Annotated in this window: 12 protein-coding genes and 1 tRNA gene; 6 read left to right on the forward strand and 7 right to left on the reverse strand. The window is 70.3% G+C overall.

The features are described from left to right. Positions 1–80: 80 nt before the first annotated feature. Both nrdD and nrdG read left to right on the forward strand, forming a co-directional pair. Complete coding sequence (gene nrdD, locus B7K26_RS03810) at positions 81–2,387, forward strand: anaerobic ribonucleoside-triphosphate reductase (RefSeq protein WP_084077320.1); 2,307 nt, start codon at positions 81–83, stop codon at positions 2,385–2,387. A gap of 11 nt (positions 2,388–2,398) precedes the next feature. After that, positions 2,399–2,950 carry an anaerobic ribonucleoside-triphosphate reductase activating protein gene (nrdG, locus tag B7K26_RS03815; protein WP_084077321.1) on the forward strand — a complete coding sequence of 184 codons (552 nt, stop codon included), beginning with the start codon at positions 2,399–2,401 and terminating at the stop codon, positions 2,948–2,950. Positions 2,951–3,131: 181 nt separating this feature from the next. Here nrdG and B7K26_RS03820 read toward each other — a convergent pair whose 3' ends face one another. Continuing rightward, the gene (locus tag B7K26_RS03820; protein WP_084077322.1) at positions 3,132–3,914 is read right to left on the reverse strand and encodes a DUF1524 domain-containing protein; all 783 of its coding nucleotides are present in this window, start codon (positions 3,912–3,914) and stop codon (positions 3,132–3,134) included. 413 nt (positions 3,915–4,327) lie between these two features. After that, a tRNA-Tyr gene (locus B7K26_RS03825) sits at positions 4,328–4,409 on the reverse strand. Positions 4,410–4,543: 134 nt separating this feature from the next. On the opposite strand from B7K26_RS03825, the gene B7K26_RS03830 reads away from it, so the two are divergent. Beyond that, on the forward strand, positions 4,544–5,035 hold the full coding sequence (locus B7K26_RS03830) for a YajQ family cyclic di-GMP-binding protein (protein ID WP_084077323.1): 492 nt from the start codon (positions 4,544–4,546) through the stop codon (positions 5,033–5,035). 57 nt (positions 5,036–5,092) lie between these two features. Here the strand turns inward: B7K26_RS03830 and B7K26_RS03835 are convergent, their stop codons facing one another. From B7K26_RS03835 to B7K26_RS03855, 5 genes are all read right to left on the reverse strand, one after another. Then, positions 5,093–6,820 carry a thiamine pyrophosphate-dependent enzyme gene (locus tag B7K26_RS03835; RefSeq protein ID WP_084077324.1) on the reverse strand — a complete coding sequence of 576 codons (1,728 nt, stop codon included), beginning with the start codon at positions 6,818–6,820 and terminating at the stop codon, positions 5,093–5,095. After that, on the reverse strand, positions 6,817–8,376 hold the full coding sequence (locus B7K26_RS03840) for an FMN-binding glutamate synthase family protein (protein ID WP_084077325.1): 1,560 nt from the start codon (positions 8,374–8,376) through the stop codon (positions 6,817–6,819). Before B7K26_RS03840 ends, B7K26_RS03835 begins: the two co-directional genes overlap by 4 nt. A 110-nt stretch (positions 8,377–8,486) precedes the next feature. Beyond that, positions 8,487–9,362: a zinc metalloprotease HtpX gene (gene htpX / locus B7K26_RS03845; RefSeq protein ID WP_143340441.1), complete on the reverse strand. Its 876-nt coding sequence runs from the start codon at positions 9,360–9,362 to the stop codon at positions 8,487–8,489. A gap of 123 nt (positions 9,363–9,485) precedes the next feature. Then, positions 9,486–10,067, reverse strand: a complete 582-nt coding sequence (locus B7K26_RS03850; RefSeq protein WP_200810940.1) for a GNAT family N-acetyltransferase — start codon at positions 10,065–10,067, stop codon at positions 9,486–9,488. Positions 10,068–10,069: 2 nt separating this feature from the next. Next, the gene (locus tag B7K26_RS03855) at positions 10,070–11,443 is read right to left on the reverse strand and encodes an FAD-dependent oxidoreductase (protein WP_084077326.1); all 1,374 of its coding nucleotides are present in this window, start codon (positions 11,441–11,443) and stop codon (positions 10,070–10,072) included. Between the two features lie 143 nt (positions 11,444–11,586). Between B7K26_RS03855 and B7K26_RS03860 the strand changes: the two genes are divergently transcribed. From B7K26_RS03860 to B7K26_RS03870, 3 genes are all read left to right on the forward strand, one after another. Next, positions 11,587–12,666 carry a phosphatidylserine/phosphatidylglycerophosphate/cardiolipin synthase family protein gene (locus tag B7K26_RS03860; RefSeq protein ID WP_084077327.1) on the forward strand — a complete coding sequence of 360 codons (1,080 nt, stop codon included), beginning with the start codon at positions 11,587–11,589 and terminating at the stop codon, positions 12,664–12,666. Between the two features lie 225 nt (positions 12,667–12,891). Then, on the forward strand, positions 12,892–14,673 hold the full coding sequence (locus tag B7K26_RS03865) for a nitrite/sulfite reductase (protein WP_304441435.1): 1,782 nt from the start codon (positions 12,892–12,894) through the stop codon (positions 14,671–14,673). After that, positions 14,670–15,401: a phosphoadenylyl-sulfate reductase gene (locus tag B7K26_RS03870; protein ID WP_084077328.1), complete on the forward strand. Its 732-nt coding sequence runs from the start codon at positions 14,670–14,672 to the stop codon at positions 15,399–15,401. The genes B7K26_RS03865 and B7K26_RS03870 overlap by 4 nt, the downstream gene beginning before the upstream one ends. Positions 15,402–15,587 lie beyond the last annotated feature (186 nt).

A 15,587-nucleotide genomic window follows, 5' to 3' on the forward strand; every position in this document is an offset into this window, starting at 1 on the left:
TAGTGTCATCTCCCAAGCGACGCCACCACATGTAGTGGGTTCCGGCGTCGCTGGAAGCAACACCGTCGCGGGAGGACACCATGAGCATCGCCGATCTTGACCACGCCGCCGCGACGCCGGCGCCGGCGCCGGCGCCCGAGGCATCGGCCCTGCGCGTCGTCAAGCGCGACGGGCGCACGCTCGACTTCGACGCGAGCCGCATCCAGGCTGCACTGCGCAAGGCCTTCGTGGAGGTACACGGGCCGCTGGGCGCCGTCCACGAGGCCACCCTGACCTCGCTCACCGCACGGGTGGTCGCCGAGCTGCGCAGCAGCCACCTGGGCGACGTGAAGATTTACGAGATCCAGGGCGCCGTCGAGCACGAGCTGCTCGAGGCGGGCGAGTACGACGTGGCCCGCGCCTACATCGACTACCGCGTGGCGCGAGACTTCCGCCGCGCGAAGGCCACCGACCTCAACCACACCGTCACCACGCTCCTCGAGAAGGACTCGGCGGTGGTCAACGAGAACGCGAACAAGGACGCGGACGTGTTCAACACGCAGCGCGACCTCACCGCCGGACTCGTGGGCAAGGCGATCGGCCTGCGCCTGCTGCCTCCGCACGTGGCCAACGCGCACACCAAGGGCGACCTTCACTTCCACGACCTCGACTACCAGCCGTACGCCCCCATGACGAACTGTTGCCTCATCGACATCCCCGAGATGTTCGCGCACGGATTCCGCATGGGAAACGCCGAGATCGAGCCGCCGCGCTCCATCCAGACCGCCACCGCGCAGATCTCGCAGATCATCGCGAACGTGTCGTCGAGCCAGTACGGCGGCTGCACCGTCGACCGTATCGACGAGGTCCTCGCCCCCTACGCGGCCCTCAACTACGACAAGCACATGGCCGAGGCGGCGACCTGGATCGCCGACCCGAGCAAGCATCGGCCCTACGCCGAGGAGCGCACGCGCAAGGACATTTACGACGCGATGCAGTCGCTCGAATATGAGATCAACACGCTGTTCACGTCGAACGGGCAGACGCCGTTCACGTCCGTCGGATTCGGGCTGGGCACCGGCTGGTACGAGCGCGAGATCCAGACGGCCATCCTCGAGATCCGCCGCCGCGGCCTGGGCAAGGAGGGCCGCACCGCGATCTTCCCCAAGCTGCTGTTCACCCTGCGCCGCGGCGTCAACCTCGAGGCGGGCGACCCCAACCACGACATCAAGCAGCTCGCCGTGCGCTGCGCGACCGAGCGCATGTACCCGGACGTGCTGTCCTACGACAAGATCGTCGACCTCACGGGCTCCTTCAAGGCGCCGATGGGCTGCCGGTCCTTCCTCCAGGGATGGGCCGATGCCGACGGCAACGACGTCGTCAACGGCCGCATGAACCTAGGCGTCGTGACGCTCAACCTGCCGCGCATCGCCCTCGAGGCCGACGGGGACCTGGCCGCGTTCTGGCGGCTCCTCGAGGAGAGGCTCGAGGTCGCGCGGGACGCCCTCATGTTCCGCGTCGATCGCTGCAAGGAGGCAGTGCCGGCCAACGCCCCGATCCTGTACGTCCACGGCGCCTTCGGCCAGCGCCTCGCCGTCGAGGACGATGTGGACGACCTGTTCCGTGACGGGCGCGCGACCATCTCGCTGGGCTACATCGGCCTGTACGAGGTCGCGGCGGCCTTCTACGGGGGAGCGTGGGAGGACAACGCGGCGGCAAAGGAGCTGACGCTCGACGTGCTGCGCCGGCTGGCCGACGCCACGGCCGCGTGGAAGGCAGACACTGGCTACCACTTCTCGGTGTACTCGACGCCCTCGGAGTCGCTGACGGACAGGTTCTGCCGGCTGGACCGCGAGCGCTTTGGCGCAGTCGCGGACATTACCGACAAGGACTACTACACCAACTCGTTCCACTACGACGTGCGCAAGAGCCCCACGCCGTTCGAGAAGCTCGACTTCGAGGCGCCCTACCCGGCGCTGGCATCGGGAGGCTTCATCCACTACGTCGAGTACCCGGTGCTGCGCACCAACCCCGCGGCCCTCGAGGCAGTGTGGGACTACGCCTACGACCGCGTGGGCTATCTGGGCACCAACACGCCCATCGACCGCTGCTACGCCTGCGGCTACACAGGAGACTTCGACCCGACCGCGCGCGGCTTCGCGTGCCCCGAGTGCGGCAATGACGACCCGCGTACCTGCGACGTCGTCAAGCGCACGTGCGGCTACCTGGGCAATCCCCAGGCGCGGCCCATGGTCCACGGACGGCACGAGGAGATCGCGGCGCGGGTCAAGCACCTGCCCGGCTCCGTGCGCGTGGGCCCCGACGCCACGGGTGGGGGCCCGGGCGCCGGCCGCGCGGCCGGGTCGAACCCCTCGGCGTCCGGTTCGGGCATCGTCGCAGGCGGCTAGGGGGACCGGCGGTGGCGCTCGAGCCGGACGTCCGCACGTGGAGGGCCGACAAGGTCTCCCACGGCTACGTCGCGGACTACAAGCCGTTCAGCTTCGTGGACGGCGAGGGGGTGCGGTGCTCGCTGTACGTCGCGGGCTGCCTGTTCAAGTGCGTGGGGTGCTACAACGAGGCGGCATGGTCGTTTCGGTACGGCCAGCCCTACTCGCGCGAGCTGGAGAACCGCCTGATGGCCGACCTCGCGCACCCCGCCGTGCAGGGCCTGTCGCTGCTGGGTGGGGAGCCGTTCCTCAACACCCAGGTGGCGCTGGCGGCGGTCCGCAGGCTGCGCGAGGAGTTTGGCCGCGAGCGCGACGTATGGTGTTGGACCGGGTACACGCTCGAGCGCCTCGCGGTCGACACCGAGGACAAACGCGCGCTGCTGGCCGAGATCGACGTGCTCGTGGACGGCACCTACGAGGAGGAGCAGCGGGACCTTTCGCTCGCCTTCCGGGGGTCGCGCAACCAGAGGGTGCTCGACGCGCAGGCCTCCGTGGCCGCCGGGCGGGCGGTGCCCTGGGGCTGAGCCCGGGGTGACTGGCGCGCGGGTGCATGGCCGCGTTGCGCCACTTTCCCGCCGTCCGCACCACAATTTCTGAGCGACCGCGGGGCCGCGAGGCGGACTCCCGCATGGTTACGCGTCAGCCGTCGCGGCTCCACAGAAACTGTGGTGCGCACGACGGTGCGCGGGCGCGAGGCCGGCGGCGCTACTCGCAGACCACCCCGTCGCCGTCGCCGTCGCGGTACCAGTCGTACTCGGGGTCGACTCCCTTAACGTACGGCCCGAGGCCCGCCGGGAGCCGGTTGCAGTACTCGTAGCGGGGGTCAAGGTCGCCGTCGCCCTCGGCCACCGGGGTGGAGTCCTGGGTCTTCTTGGGTGTGCTGGTCTTCTCAGGCTTCGGCGCCTCGCCGAGCCCGCTGGAGATGACCGGCTGATCGCCCTCGTCGGGAAGCTGCTGCTGGGGGCAGGTCTCGAGCACGGACACCATGGCGTCGCGTTCGGACGCCGTCAGCCACAGCCCGTACTTCGTCTTCACCGCGGCCTGGCGCGCGACGTACTCGCAGCGGAAGTCCGCGGCGGGAGGCAGCCACTCTGACGCGTCGTCGTCGCCCTTGGTGCGGTTCTCGCCCGCGTCCACGGGCTCGAGGTTGAGGGGGTCATTCGCGAGGCTCACCCGCTCGGAGTACGTGAGGTCCTGCGCACCCGTGGTCCAGGCCGCCGAGAGCGCCACCAGGTGGTCGATATCCACCTCGCTCGCGCCGCCGCGCTCAAAGTGGATCCACTCCCCCGTGAACGGGTCGGGGAGGTCCCCCGACGTGACGGTGCAGGAGCCGGATGTCTCGACGTTGTCGAGCCGCAGCGCGAGCATGTCGTCGCGCGTGCCGCAGCCGTTGCGGTCGACGTCGACCCACCCGTCGCCGAACTGGTCGCGCGAGTAGCCGTCGCTCGACGCCTCGGCGCGCACCGTGAGCGCCAGCACGGCGGCCATCGCGCTCCCCTCGGCGGAGCCACCGGACTCTGTCGTCTCCGACGGCGACGGGGCGGGCGACGCCGCGGTCGCGCTCGGCGACGGCGAGGCGGACGGCGACGCTGACGGCGTGGCGGAGGGGCTCGGCGACGCGGTCGCGCTGGCGCTCGGGGAGGCGGACGCCGTCGCGCTCGGCGAGGCCGACGGTGCGGCGGCCGGAACCGCGCACCCGGCGACAAGTACCGCAATACCGGCGGCCAGGACGGCCGTGCGCGTGCGCGCGGCAGCCGGCGTGAATCGTGACGTCATGGTGCTCCCTCAGCGTGTGACTGCCGGGAACTGTAGCCCGCGCACACGCCCGTTCACGAGCCGCTGTGATGCTTCTCTCAGTCCCGGGAACGACGAAGGCCCCGCCGAAGCGGGGCCTTCTGATGTGGCAGGTGAGGGATTCGAACCCCCGAAGTCTGTGACGGCTGATTTACAGTCAGCTCCCTTTGGCCGCTCGGGCAACCTGCCATGCGTCCGGTCCGCGAGGAACCTGGCGCGCATGGAAGGATAGCAACCAAAGCGGCTCCGACGCTAATCCGTCGCCGCCGCACCCGCTTCAGACGCATCGGCCGCCCATCCCGCGGCCCCCGAAGGAGGATGACATGGCTTCCGACAGCAGCTTCGACGTAGTGAGCAAGGTGGACCGCCAGGAGGTCGACAACGCGCTCAACCAGGCATCCAAGGAGATCCAGCAGCGCTACGACTTCAAGGGCGTGGGCGCCTCGATCGAGTGGTCGGGCGACTCGATCGTCATGAAGGCCAACTCCGAGGAGCGCGTGCTCGCCATCCTCGACGTGTTCCAGTCGAAGGTCATCAAGCGCGGCATCTCGCTCAAGGCCATCGACCAGGGCGAGCCCGCCCAGTCCGGCAAGGAGTTCCGCCTGGGCGCCTCCATCAAGGAGGGCATCGCCACGGACGTCGCGAAGAAGCTCACCAAGCTGGTGCGCGACGAGGGCCCCAAGTCGGTCAAGGCGCTCATCCAGGGCGACGAGCTGCGCGTCAGCTCCAAGAGCCGCGACGACCTTCAGACGACCATGGCGCTGCTCAAGACCGCCGACGTCGACACGGCGCTGCAGTTCGTCAACTACCGCTGACAGACGGCCGATGCCCGGGTCGCCTTCCGTACGGAGGGCGGCCCGGGCATCGTCGCGTCAGCGACTCTCGACCGCCTCGGTGAGCTTGGCGACCGCGTAGCCCCACGCCTGCGACACCTGCGGGTGCGGCGGGACGGCGATCTCGTCGGGGTTGGTCACGACGTCGAGCAACACCGGGCCCTCCTGCGCGAACGCCCACGCGAGCGCCCCGTCGAGGTCCTCGGGCTCCTCGACCCGTCGGGCCGCGAGTCCCATGGCGGTCGCCACCGCGGCGAGGTCGGGGTTGTCCAACTCCGTGCCGAACGCGGCGATGCCGCCCTCCTGCTGCTCCAGCTGCACCATGCCGAGCGACCCGTTGTCGAACACCACGACGACCACCGGGAGTCGGTACGTCACCGCGGTCCGCAGGTCCCCAAGGAGCATCATCAGGCCGCCGTCGCCGGACATGGACACCACGCGGCGGACCCGGTCGAGCGCCTGGGCGCCGAGCGCCTGCGGCAGCGCGTTGGCCATCGACCCGAGGTTGAACGACCCGAGCAGCTCACGCTCCCCGCGCATCTCGATGAACCGCGCCGACCACGTGGTGGACATGCCGGTGTCGGCGGTGAAGATCGCGTCGTCGGGCGCGTGCCTGTCCACGGCGGCAGCGAGCGCCTCGGGGCGGATCCTGTCGTCGGGGTTATCGAACACTGAGCGCACCTTGGCGACGATCCCCGACTCCTCGTAGTCGGGGTCGGCCACGTGTGCCTGCCGCTCGCGCCAGGACTCGTAGGTGCCGCGGATCTTGTCGAGGAACCCGGTGTCCTCGTGCGCCGCGAGGCGGGGCAGCAGGGCCCGCAGCGTCTGACCTGCGTCACCCGTCACGGCGACGTCCACGGGGACGCGGCGGCCGATGTGCGTGGCGGCGTGGTCGATCTGGATGACCGTCGCATCGGCCGGATAGAAGTCCCGGTAGGGGAAGTCGGTGCCGACCATGAGCAGGACGTCGCAGTCCTTGAGCGCGTCGGCGGCGCCGGGGTTACCCAGGAGGCCCGCCTGGCCCACCGAGAACGGGTTGTCGCCGTCGAAGCCGCCCTTGCCCTTGAGGGTGACGACCATCGGCGCGGCGAGCCGCTCGGCGACGGCGAGGGTGTCCTCGCGCGCGTGCTCGGCGCCGCGTCCCACGAGCATCGCCACCTTGGAGCCCTTGTCGAGGGCCGATGCCGCCGCCGCAAGCGCGCCCTCGCTCGGCATCGCGGCGGACGAAGGCACGGCGAACGACGGCGCCGGGGTGCCGTCGGGAAGGTCGAGGCCGCCGATGTCGCCGGGGATGGTCAGCACCGCCACCCCGCGCTGGGCGTAGGCCGCGTTGACGGCCTGGACAAGCATCTGCGGCAGTTGCTCGGGCGAGGTCAGCGTCTCGTTCCACACCGACACGTCCTGGAAGACGCGGTCGTTGTTGACCTCCTGGAAGTAGTCGGTGCCGATCTCGGGGCTGGGCACCTGGCCGCAGATCGCCAGCACCGGCGCGTGCGACTTCTTGGCGTCGTACAGCCCGTTGATGAGGTGCAGGGAGCCGGGCCCGACGGTGCCCATCACGACGCCGATGCGCCCGGTGAGCTGGGCCTGTGCCGCCGCCGCGAACGCGCCGGCCTCCTCGTGCCTCACCCCCACCCATTCCATCCTGTCCTCGGTGCGGATCGCGTCGGTCAGGGGGTTGAGGGCGTCGCCCACCACCCCCCACACCTGCGTGACTCCGTGGTCGGCGAGGGCGTCGACGATGTGGGTCGCGACGGTGGTGCTCATCGGGTGTCTCCTCTCGTGGTGACGTGCGGGATGCGGAACGAGTCCGCGCTGGCCAGCTCCCAGTCGCGCGCCCAGTTCTGGGGCGGCTCGGACAGGAGCTGGCCGGGGTGAAGCCAGTCGTAGCGGTCCGCGTAGGACACGGTCTCGCCGGGGCCGATGACCAGGCGCAGCTGCTCGGGGCTGAGCTCCTCGGGGCGGCGCACGCCCATCGAGGCCATCATCCGCGCGGCCTCGTCGACGGTGGCGCGCTGATAGCGGCGCACGCGCTCGGACTTGTCGCCCACGTCGAGGGCGCGGGCCCGGCGCGGGTCCTGCGTGGCCACGCCCACCGGGCAGGTGTCGAGGTGGCAGCGCTGGGACTGGATGCAGCCGGTGGCCATCATCATCGGGCGGGCAGCGTTCGTGTAGTCGGCGCCCTGGATCAGGCGCTTCACGATGTCGTTGCCGGCGGCGACCTTGCCGCTGGCTCCCACGCGGACGCGGTCGCGCAGGCCCGCTCCCACGAGGGCGTTGTGGACCACCATGAGGCCGTCGGTCAGCGGCATCCCCATGTGGTCCTCGTACTCGAGCGGGGCGGCGCCGGTGCCACCCTCGGAGCCGTCGACGATGATGAAGTCGGGGGCGGTCCCCACCTCCAGCATCGCCTTGACGATGGCGAGCACCTCGACGCGCGAGCTCACGCAGAGCTTGAATCCTGCGGGCTTGCCGCCCGACAACTCGCGCATGCGGGCGATGAACTCGATGAGTTCGACGGGAGTGTCGAAGACGCGGTGGCCGGGGGGACTCACGCACTTCTCCCCTGCGGGCACCCCGCGCGTCTGCGCGATCTCCGGCGTGACCTTCTTGCCTGGAAGCACGCCGCCGATGCCGGGCTTGGCCCCCTGCGAAAGTTTGAGGGAGACGGTCTTGACCTGGTCGTCCTGCGCCTTGGCGGCGAACTGCTCGGGGTCGAAGTCGCCGTCCTCGGTGCGGCAACCGAAGTACCCGGTGCCGATCTCCCACACCAGGTCGCCGCCGTGCTCGCGGTGATACGGCGAGATGCCGCCCTCGCCGGTGTCGTGGGCGAAGCCGCCCATCGCGGCTCCCTTGTTGAGGGCGCGGATGGCGTTCGCCGACAGCGCGCCGAAGCTCATCGCGGAGACGTTCATGAGCGACATCGAGTACGGCCGCGAGCAGTCGGGGCCGCCGATGCTCACGCGCGGGGGCTCCTCGGGCGCCTCGAGCGGCGCTGTCGAGTGCACCAGGAACTCGTGTCCCACCTCGTACACGTCGAGCTCGGTGCCGTAGGCCTGCTCGGAGTGGGTGCCCTTGGCGCGCTCGTAGATGATGGAGCGGGTGTCCCGGTCGAAGGGCTTGCCGTCCCAGTCGCGCTCGATGAAGTACTGCTGCAGCTCGGGCCGGATCTTCTCCAGGCCGTAGCGGAGGTGGCCCACCAGCGGGTAGTTGCGCAGCACCGCGTGGCGGCGCTGGATCAGGTCGTACGCGCCGATCGCCGCCGTGGCTCCCAGCGCGGCGGCGGCGCCGGCGACCCCCTTGCCCACCCGCTTGTCGGGCATCGTGCCTCCCAGGCGGGCGTCGCGCGGCCGGCGGCGATCCTCGCCAGGGGGGCAACGCATCGGCCGGGCCCGGCCATTCCCGTGCCCCGTCGCCCCGGAGCAGTGACGGCCTAGAAGTGCTGGCCGTTCCGCCTGGCCATGTCCTCGAGGCGGCCGATGCGCTGGTCCATGGGCGGGTGGGTCGCGAACAGGTTCGCCATTCCCTCCGCCTTGAAGGGGTTCGCGATCATCATGTGGGACACGTTCTCGAGTTTCGGGTCCGCCGGGAGGGGCCGGGCAGCGGTGCCGCGCTCGAGCTTGCGCAGTGCGCTCGCGAGCGCCAGCGGGTCGCCGGTCAGGGTGGCGCCGTCCTCGTCGGCGTCGTACTCGCGTGTGCGCGAGATCGCCATCCTGATGAGCGTCGCGGCGATGGGGGCGAGGATCAGCATGGCGAGCATGGCGAACGGGCCGAACGGGTTGTCGCGGTTGTTGCCGCCGCCACCGAAGAAGAACAGCATCTGCGCGACGGCGGTGATCATTCCCGCGAAGGCCGCCGCCACGGAGCCGATGAGGATGTCGCGGTTGTACACGTGCTGCAGCTCGTGGCCCAGGACGCCGCGCAGCTCGCGCTCGTCGAGGATCCGCAGGATCCCCTCGGTGCAGCACACCGCCGAGTTCTGGGGGTTGCGGCCGGTCGCGAACGCGTTGGGCGCCTCCGTGGGCGAGACGTACAGCTGCGGCATGGGCTGGTTGGCCTGGGCCGAGAGCTCGCGCACAATCCGGTACATCGCCGGCTGCTCGACCTCGGTCACGGGGCGGGCGTGCATGGCGCGGATCGCGAGCTTGTCCGAGTTCCAGTACCCGTAGAACGTGCCGAACAGGCCGAACGCCGCAAACAGCCAGATGTACTGGCCGTTACCGACGAACGAGCCGATGCCGAGCAGCACCACCCACAGCAGCACGAACAGCCCCATGGTCTTCACACCGTTGAAGTACTTGCCTGCCACGCTTCCTCTTCCCTCACGTGCGTCCAGCGAGGAAACGGCCGATGCCGTGGCCAGGTTCCCTCGTCGCCGCCTCGCGGCGGCACTCGCGCCCACCGATCGCCCGATCGCTGTGCTGGAAGGATTCTACGAGCGCTCGCGCCCACCCCGTCCCGCCTCGGCGGGCGCCAGTGCGCGTGCGTAACAGACGAGATCGGCCCGCGCCTCCCACGAGTCGACCTCGACGAAGCCCAGGCGCGCGTACAGGCGACGCGCACCCTCTCGCCAGCGCCACACTGTCAGCGCCACCACGTCGTCGCCGCGCCCCGCGGCCAGCTCGCACGCCGCCTCGATGAGCGACGCACCCACGCCGCGCCCGCGTGCCGCGGGGAGCGTCCACAGCCGCTTGACCTCGCATCGGCCCAGGTCGGGTGCGGCGAGGACGACCATCCCGAGCGGCTCACCCTCTCCCTCCGCGATCAGCACCGTCGTGCCCGCGAGCGCGGCGGCGGGGTCCTCGATCTCGCGCCGGTACCGCTCGGGGAGGGCCGATGCGCCGCTTACCCGGCCGCCCTTCTCACGCTCCGTGATGACCAGGTAGTCGGCGAGCATCGCGGCGACGGCGTCGCGGTCGGCGGGGGCATCGAGCAGCGCTGGACGCACGGCGACACCGGAACGCACGAAGGCCGGCGCGGGAGAACTCCCGGCGCCGGCCTCGTGCTGCGACATGCTTAGTGGCGCTTGAGCGCGATGTCCGTCATCTCGTCGCGGGGGACGACCTTGATGCGCTCGCGGCCGTCGGCCTCTCCCAGCGCACGCTCGTGCGCGTCGAGCACCTCCCAGTCGTGCCACTGGACCACGTCCACGCCGCGCTCCTTGAGCAGGTGAAGGACGTTGTCGGGGCTGAGCTGCTCGGCGCCGGCCTTGGACTCGGCGTACAGGCGCTCCGCGTCCTCGACGAGGTTCGCGATGGTCTCCTGGGCGTCGGACTTGGTGTGGCCGATGAGGCCCACGGGTCCGCGCTTGATCCAGCCGGTGGTGTACATGCCGGGGACCACGTCGCCGCCGTCGACCACGCGGCCGCCCTCGTTGGCGATGGTGCCCTTCGAGGCGTCGAAGGGAAGCCCCTCAATCTCGGTGCCGTAGTAGCCCACGGCGCGGTACACGGCCTGGACCGGGTAGTCGATGAACTCGCCGGTGCCCTTGACGTTGCCGTCGCCCTGGAGCTCGGTGCGCTCCATGCGGATGCCGGTGACCTTGCCGTCCTCGCCGAGCACCTCGTGAGGCGACTGCAGGAAGTGCAGGTGGATGCGGCGCGACGCGGTGCCGGGCTCCTTGAGCGCGTAGTCGGTCAGCGTCTTGACGACCTGCTTCTGCTGTTTGTTGTTCTCCGCGACCTCCATGGAGGCCTCGTCGAACTCGTAGTCGGTCTCGGGGTAGACCACGATGTCGACATCGGGAACGTGGCCCAGCTCGCGCAGCTCGAGCGGGGAGAACTTCACCTGCGCGGGGCCGCGGCGGCCGAACACGTGGACATCGGTGACGGGCGAGGCGGCGAGGCCCTCGTACACGTTGTCGGGGATCTCGGTGACCTTGATGTCCTGGGGGTGCTTGGCGAGCACGCGCGCCACGTCGAGCGCGACGTTGCCGACGCCGAGGACGGCGACCTCCTTGGCGTCCAGCGGCCACTCGCGGGGAACGTCGGGGTGGCCGTCGAACCAGGACACGAAGTCCGCGGCACCGTACGAACCATCCAGGTCGATACCAGGGATGTTGAGGTCGGAGTCCTTGAAGGCACCGGTCGCGAAGATGACCGCGTCGTAGTGCGCGCGGAGCTCGTCGAGCGTGAGGTCGGTGCCGATGTTGACGTTGGCGAGCAGGCGGATGTCGCCGCGGCCAAGGACGTTGGCCAGCGCCACGATGATCTGCTTGATGCGCGGGTGGTCGGGGGCCACGCCGTAGCGGACCAGCCCGAAGGGTGCGGGGAGGCGCTCGATGATGTCGATCGACACGTCGAGGCCGGACTTGGACAGGATGTCGGACGCGTAGGTTCCGGCGGGGCCGGCGCCGATGACGGCGACGCGCAGGGGACGTTCGGTGGTCACGGGACTCACATTTCCTTGGCGGCAGGGAAGCAGGCCGCGAGGGCGCTCTCGAACGGCACTAGGCCCCGAGTATAGACATGAACATTTCCTGGCCTTCGCGGCGTCCGGTGGCGGCCGGGGCCGCCCGGCGCCACGCTGGCCCCATGGCCCTCACCGCCGCCCAGGCGCCTGTCGCCGCCCGCCCGGCCCCCGCATCGGCCGCCCGTACCGCCGTCCCGGCGACCCCCGTCCTGCTGGCGGGCCCCGACTACCTGGCCGATGCGGTGAGCCGCATCGCGACGGCCACCCGTCGGGTGCTCATCACCACGCTCACGCTCGCCGACGACGGCAAGACCGGACCGCTGATCGCCGCGCTCGAGGCCGCCGCCAGGCGCGGCGTGGACGTCAGGGTCGCGGCCGATGTCTTCACCTACATCGACGCGGCGGGCACCTTCCTGCCGCGCGGCCACCGCACCCGCCGCAAGCGCGAGTCCTCCGCGATGGCGTCCCGCCTGGCAAGGGCGGGGGCGACGTTCATGTGGCTGGGCTCCGAGCGAGGGCTCATCTGGCGCGGCCGCACCCACACCAAGTTCTGCGTGGTCGACGACGTCGCGTACGCCTTCGGCGGCGTCAACCTCGACGACCGCGGGGTGAGCAACGTGGACTTCATGCTGCGGTGCGAGGATGCGGAGCTCGCCGACAGCCTCGACGCCGTGTTCGCGCGGATCCGGGAGGCGAGCCTGCTAGAGCAGGGCCACCGCTCGCTCGCGCTGCGCACCACCGGGCGCGACGAGGTGCTCGTCGACGGCGGCGAGCCGGGCGACTCGATCATCTACCGGCGGGCGCTGACGTACGCGAGGCGGGCCGAGCACGTCCTACTGGTGAGCCAGTACTGCCCCACGGGCGAACTGGGGCGGGTGATCGAGGAGCGCGACCACGAGCTGTTCTTCAACCCGCCACGGCTCGCGTCGCCGGCCAACCGCGTCCTCATCTCCGCCTCGATGGCGCGCACCGGGCACCGCACCGCGTACCGCGGCGGCACGTACCTGCACGCGAAGTTCATGGTGTTCACGCTGCCAGGCGGTCGCCGAGTCGCCCTCACCGGCTCCCACAACTTCGTCGCCGGCGGCGTCCGCCTTGGCACCCGCGAGATCGCGCTGCTCACGCAGCGCGACGAGGTGATCGACCAGCTGCTCGCCTTCCACCACGACCGGGTCGTGGCGGCAGCCCCGCGCCGCCGCTGAATCCGGGGGTTCCGCACGCGGGAGCGCTGTGGCAGAATCGGCCCCATGTCCCAGCAGCAGATTGTCCGCGCATCCATGATGTGCCGCTGCTGCTGTGCCATGTGTCTGCCGGCCTGACCGCCCGCGGATACAGTCCCCTGTAGCCCTGGGCGCTCGGCCTTCCGAGCGTGAACCAGACGCGCTCGAAGGCCTCGCTCCCAGAATTTGACGAGTCGAGGAGTCTCGGTGACCGACACCGACACCACCCAGCCTGCACCCGATGCTGCCGCCGCCGAGGCGGAGGAGCGCCGGCGCCACCGCGAGGAGGCGCGCCTCATCCGTACCCGCGAGGCCGCCGCGCGCAAGAACACCGCCTCCAAGGACGGCCAGTGGGCCGCGGGCGACCGCACCCCCCTGAACCCCAACGAGGAGATGAAGGCCGCGGGTGACCCGCTCGAGGTGCGCGGACGCATCGAGTCCATGTACTCCAAGTGGGGCTTCTGGTCGATCCCCCCGGGCGACCTGCGCGGCCGCTTCCGCTGGTGGGGCCTGTACACGCAGCGCCGCCAGGGCATCGACGGCGGCAAGACCGCCATCCTCGAGCCGCACGAGCTGGACGACGAGTTCTTCATGCTGCGCGTGCGCTCCGACGGCGGCCAGCTGTCGGTCGCCCAGGCGCGCACCATCGGCGACATCTCCGAGACGATGGCGCGCGACACCGCCGACGTGTCCGACCGCCAGAACATCCAGCTGCACTGGATCCGCATCGAGGACGTCCCGGAGATCTTCCGCCGCGTCGAAGAGGTGGGCCTGCTGTGCGCGGAGGCCTGTGGCGACGTGCCGCGCGTCATCCTGGGCTCCCCGGTCGCGGGCGTGGCCCAGGACGAGCTCATCGACCCCACGCCGCAGATCCGCGACATCATGGACCGCTACATCGGCAACCCCGAGTTCTCCAACCTGCCGCGTAAGTTCAAGACCGCCTTCACCGGCATGCCCGTGCCGGACATCCTGCATGAGGTGCAGGACATCGCATTCTGCGCCGTCGAGCACCCGGAGCTGGGCATCGGCTACGACCTGTGGGTGGGCGGCGGACTGTCCGTCAACCCGATGCTCGGGCACCGCCTTGGCGTGTTCGTGAAGCCCGAGATCGCCCACGAGGTGTGGAAGGGCGTCGCGTCAATCTTCCGCGACCACGGCTACCGCCGCCTGCGCACCCGCGCACGCCTGAAGTTCGTCCTCAAGGCCTGGGGCCCCGAGAAGTTCCTGCAGGTGCTGCAGGACGACTACCTGGGCTACGAGCTGCCGAAGGGCCCCGAGCCCAAGCTCGCCGAGCGCGGCGACCGCGGCGACCACGTGGGCATCCATCGTCAGAAGGACGGCAACTACTACGTGGGCGTCGCCCCCGTGGCCGGCCGCGTCTCCGGCGCCAAGCTCAACGCCATCGCCGACATCGCCGAGGCCGCGGGATCGGACCGCATCCGCCTCACGCCGCTGCAGAAGATCCTCGTGCTCGACGTCCCCGAGGACAAGGTCAACGACGTCGTCAACGGCCTACGCGCCCTCGAGCTCGAGTCCGACCCCGGCGAGTTCCACCGCAACGTCATCGCGTGCACGGGAATCGAGTACTGCAAGCTCGCGATCGTCGAGACCAAGGCGACGGCGCGCGAGGTGGTGAAGGTCCTCGACGAGAAGTTCCCCACGCTCGACAACCCCATCACCGTGCACGTCAACGGCTGCCCCAACTCGTGCGCCCGCGTGCAGATCGCGGACATCGGCTTCAAGGGCCAGCTGGTGCTGGACGAGGAGTCGGGCGAGCAGGTGCCCGGCTTCCAGGTCCACCTCGGCGGCCGCCTTGGCCGCGGGGACGACAACGACTTCGGTCGCAAGATCCGCGCCCACAAGGTCACCGAGAAGGGCATGCCCGAGTACGTCGAGCGTGTCACCACCCACTACCTCGCGGACCGCACGGGCCCCGAGGAGACGTTTGCCGACTGGGCCTTCCGTGCGGAGGAGGAGCTGATCAAATGACAGCAATCCTGCCGGGAGCGGCGACCCTCACGCTGCTCAACCCCAAGGAGTGGAACGCCGAGACGTGCGCGGAGGTCAACGCGCGGCTCGAGCACGCCTCCGCGGGGCACATCGCCGACTGGGCCGTGGCCACCTTTGGCCAGGACCTGGTGGTCGCCGGATCAATGCAGGACACGATCCTTCCCCACATGTTCGGCTCGCGCCTGACCGGCGTCGACATCCTGTTCCTCGACACCGGCTACCACTTCGCCGAGACCATCGAGACGCGCGACGCCGCCGCCGCCGCGTTCCCCGTGACGATCGTCAACGTGGAGCCGGAACTGACGGTCGAGCAGCAGGACGCCCAGTACGGCAAGAACCTTTTCGCCAGCGACCCCAACCTGTGCTGCCAGATGCGCAAGGTCGAGCCGCTCAAGCGGGCGCTGGGCAACTACAGCGCCTGGGTCACCGGCGCTCGCCGCGTGGACGCCCTCACCCGCTCCGAGATGCCCGTCGTGAGCTGGGACGCGAAGCACGGGCTGGTGAAGATCAACCCGATCGCCCTGTGGGACGACGCCGCAGTCGAGGACTACCAGGTGCGCTTCGACCTGCCGCGCAACCCGCTGGTCGCCCAGGGCTACCCGAGCATCGGCTGCCTGCCGTGCACCAAGAAGGTCGCCCCCGGCGAGGACCCGCGCTCGGGCCGCTGGGCCGGCCAGGGCAAGACGGAGTGCGGCATCCACGTTTGAGACGCGTGACACACGCCGGTGAGGCGCATGTCACACGAAATTCACGCGGGATGTCTGGAATGTCACAGCCGCGCGTCGTAGCCTGACGAGCACCGGGGGAGGTGGCAACCCCCGGCGCTCGTCAGGAGGCGCCGGCCGGCGGCTGCCGCCTCACCGCCAACGAGGTCGACCGCGGCTCGCGCCGTG

Origin of the sequence: Demequina sp. NBRC 110057 (assembly GCF_002090175.1) — a bacterium.
Taxonomy (GTDB): Bacteria; Actinomycetota; Actinomycetes; order Actinomycetales; family Demequinaceae; genus Demequina.

Excerpts from the sequence above, each read along its gene's own strand:
- nrdD (WP_084077320.1), top strand. The coding sequence starts at position 81 with ATGAGCATCGCCGATCTTGACCACGCCGCCGCGACGCCGGCGCCGGCG.
- B7K26_RS03820 (WP_084077322.1), bottom strand. The coding sequence starts at position 3,914 with ATGGCCGCCGTGCTGGCGCTCACGGTGCGCGCCGAGGCGTCGAGCGAC.
- B7K26_RS03830 (WP_084077323.1), top strand. The coding sequence starts at position 4,544 with ATGGCTTCCGACAGCAGCTTCGACGTAGTGAGCAAGGTGGACCGCCAG.
- B7K26_RS03835 (WP_084077324.1), bottom strand. The coding sequence starts at position 6,820 with ATGAGCACCACCGTCGCGACCCACATCGTCGACGCCCTCGCCGACCAC.
- B7K26_RS03840 (WP_084077325.1), bottom strand. The coding sequence starts at position 8,376 with ATGCCCGACAAGCGGGTGGGCAAGGGGGTCGCCGGCGCCGCCGCCGCG.
- B7K26_RS03850 (WP_200810940.1), bottom strand. The coding sequence starts at position 10,067 with ATGTCGCAGCACGAGGCCGGCGCCGGGAGTTCTCCCGCGCCGGCCTTC.
- B7K26_RS03860 (WP_084077327.1), top strand. The coding sequence starts at position 11,587 with ATGGCCCTCACCGCCGCCCAGGCGCCTGTCGCCGCCCGCCCGGCCCCC.
- B7K26_RS03870 (WP_084077328.1), top strand. The coding sequence starts at position 14,670 with ATGACAGCAATCCTGCCGGGAGCGGCGACCCTCACGCTGCTCAACCCC.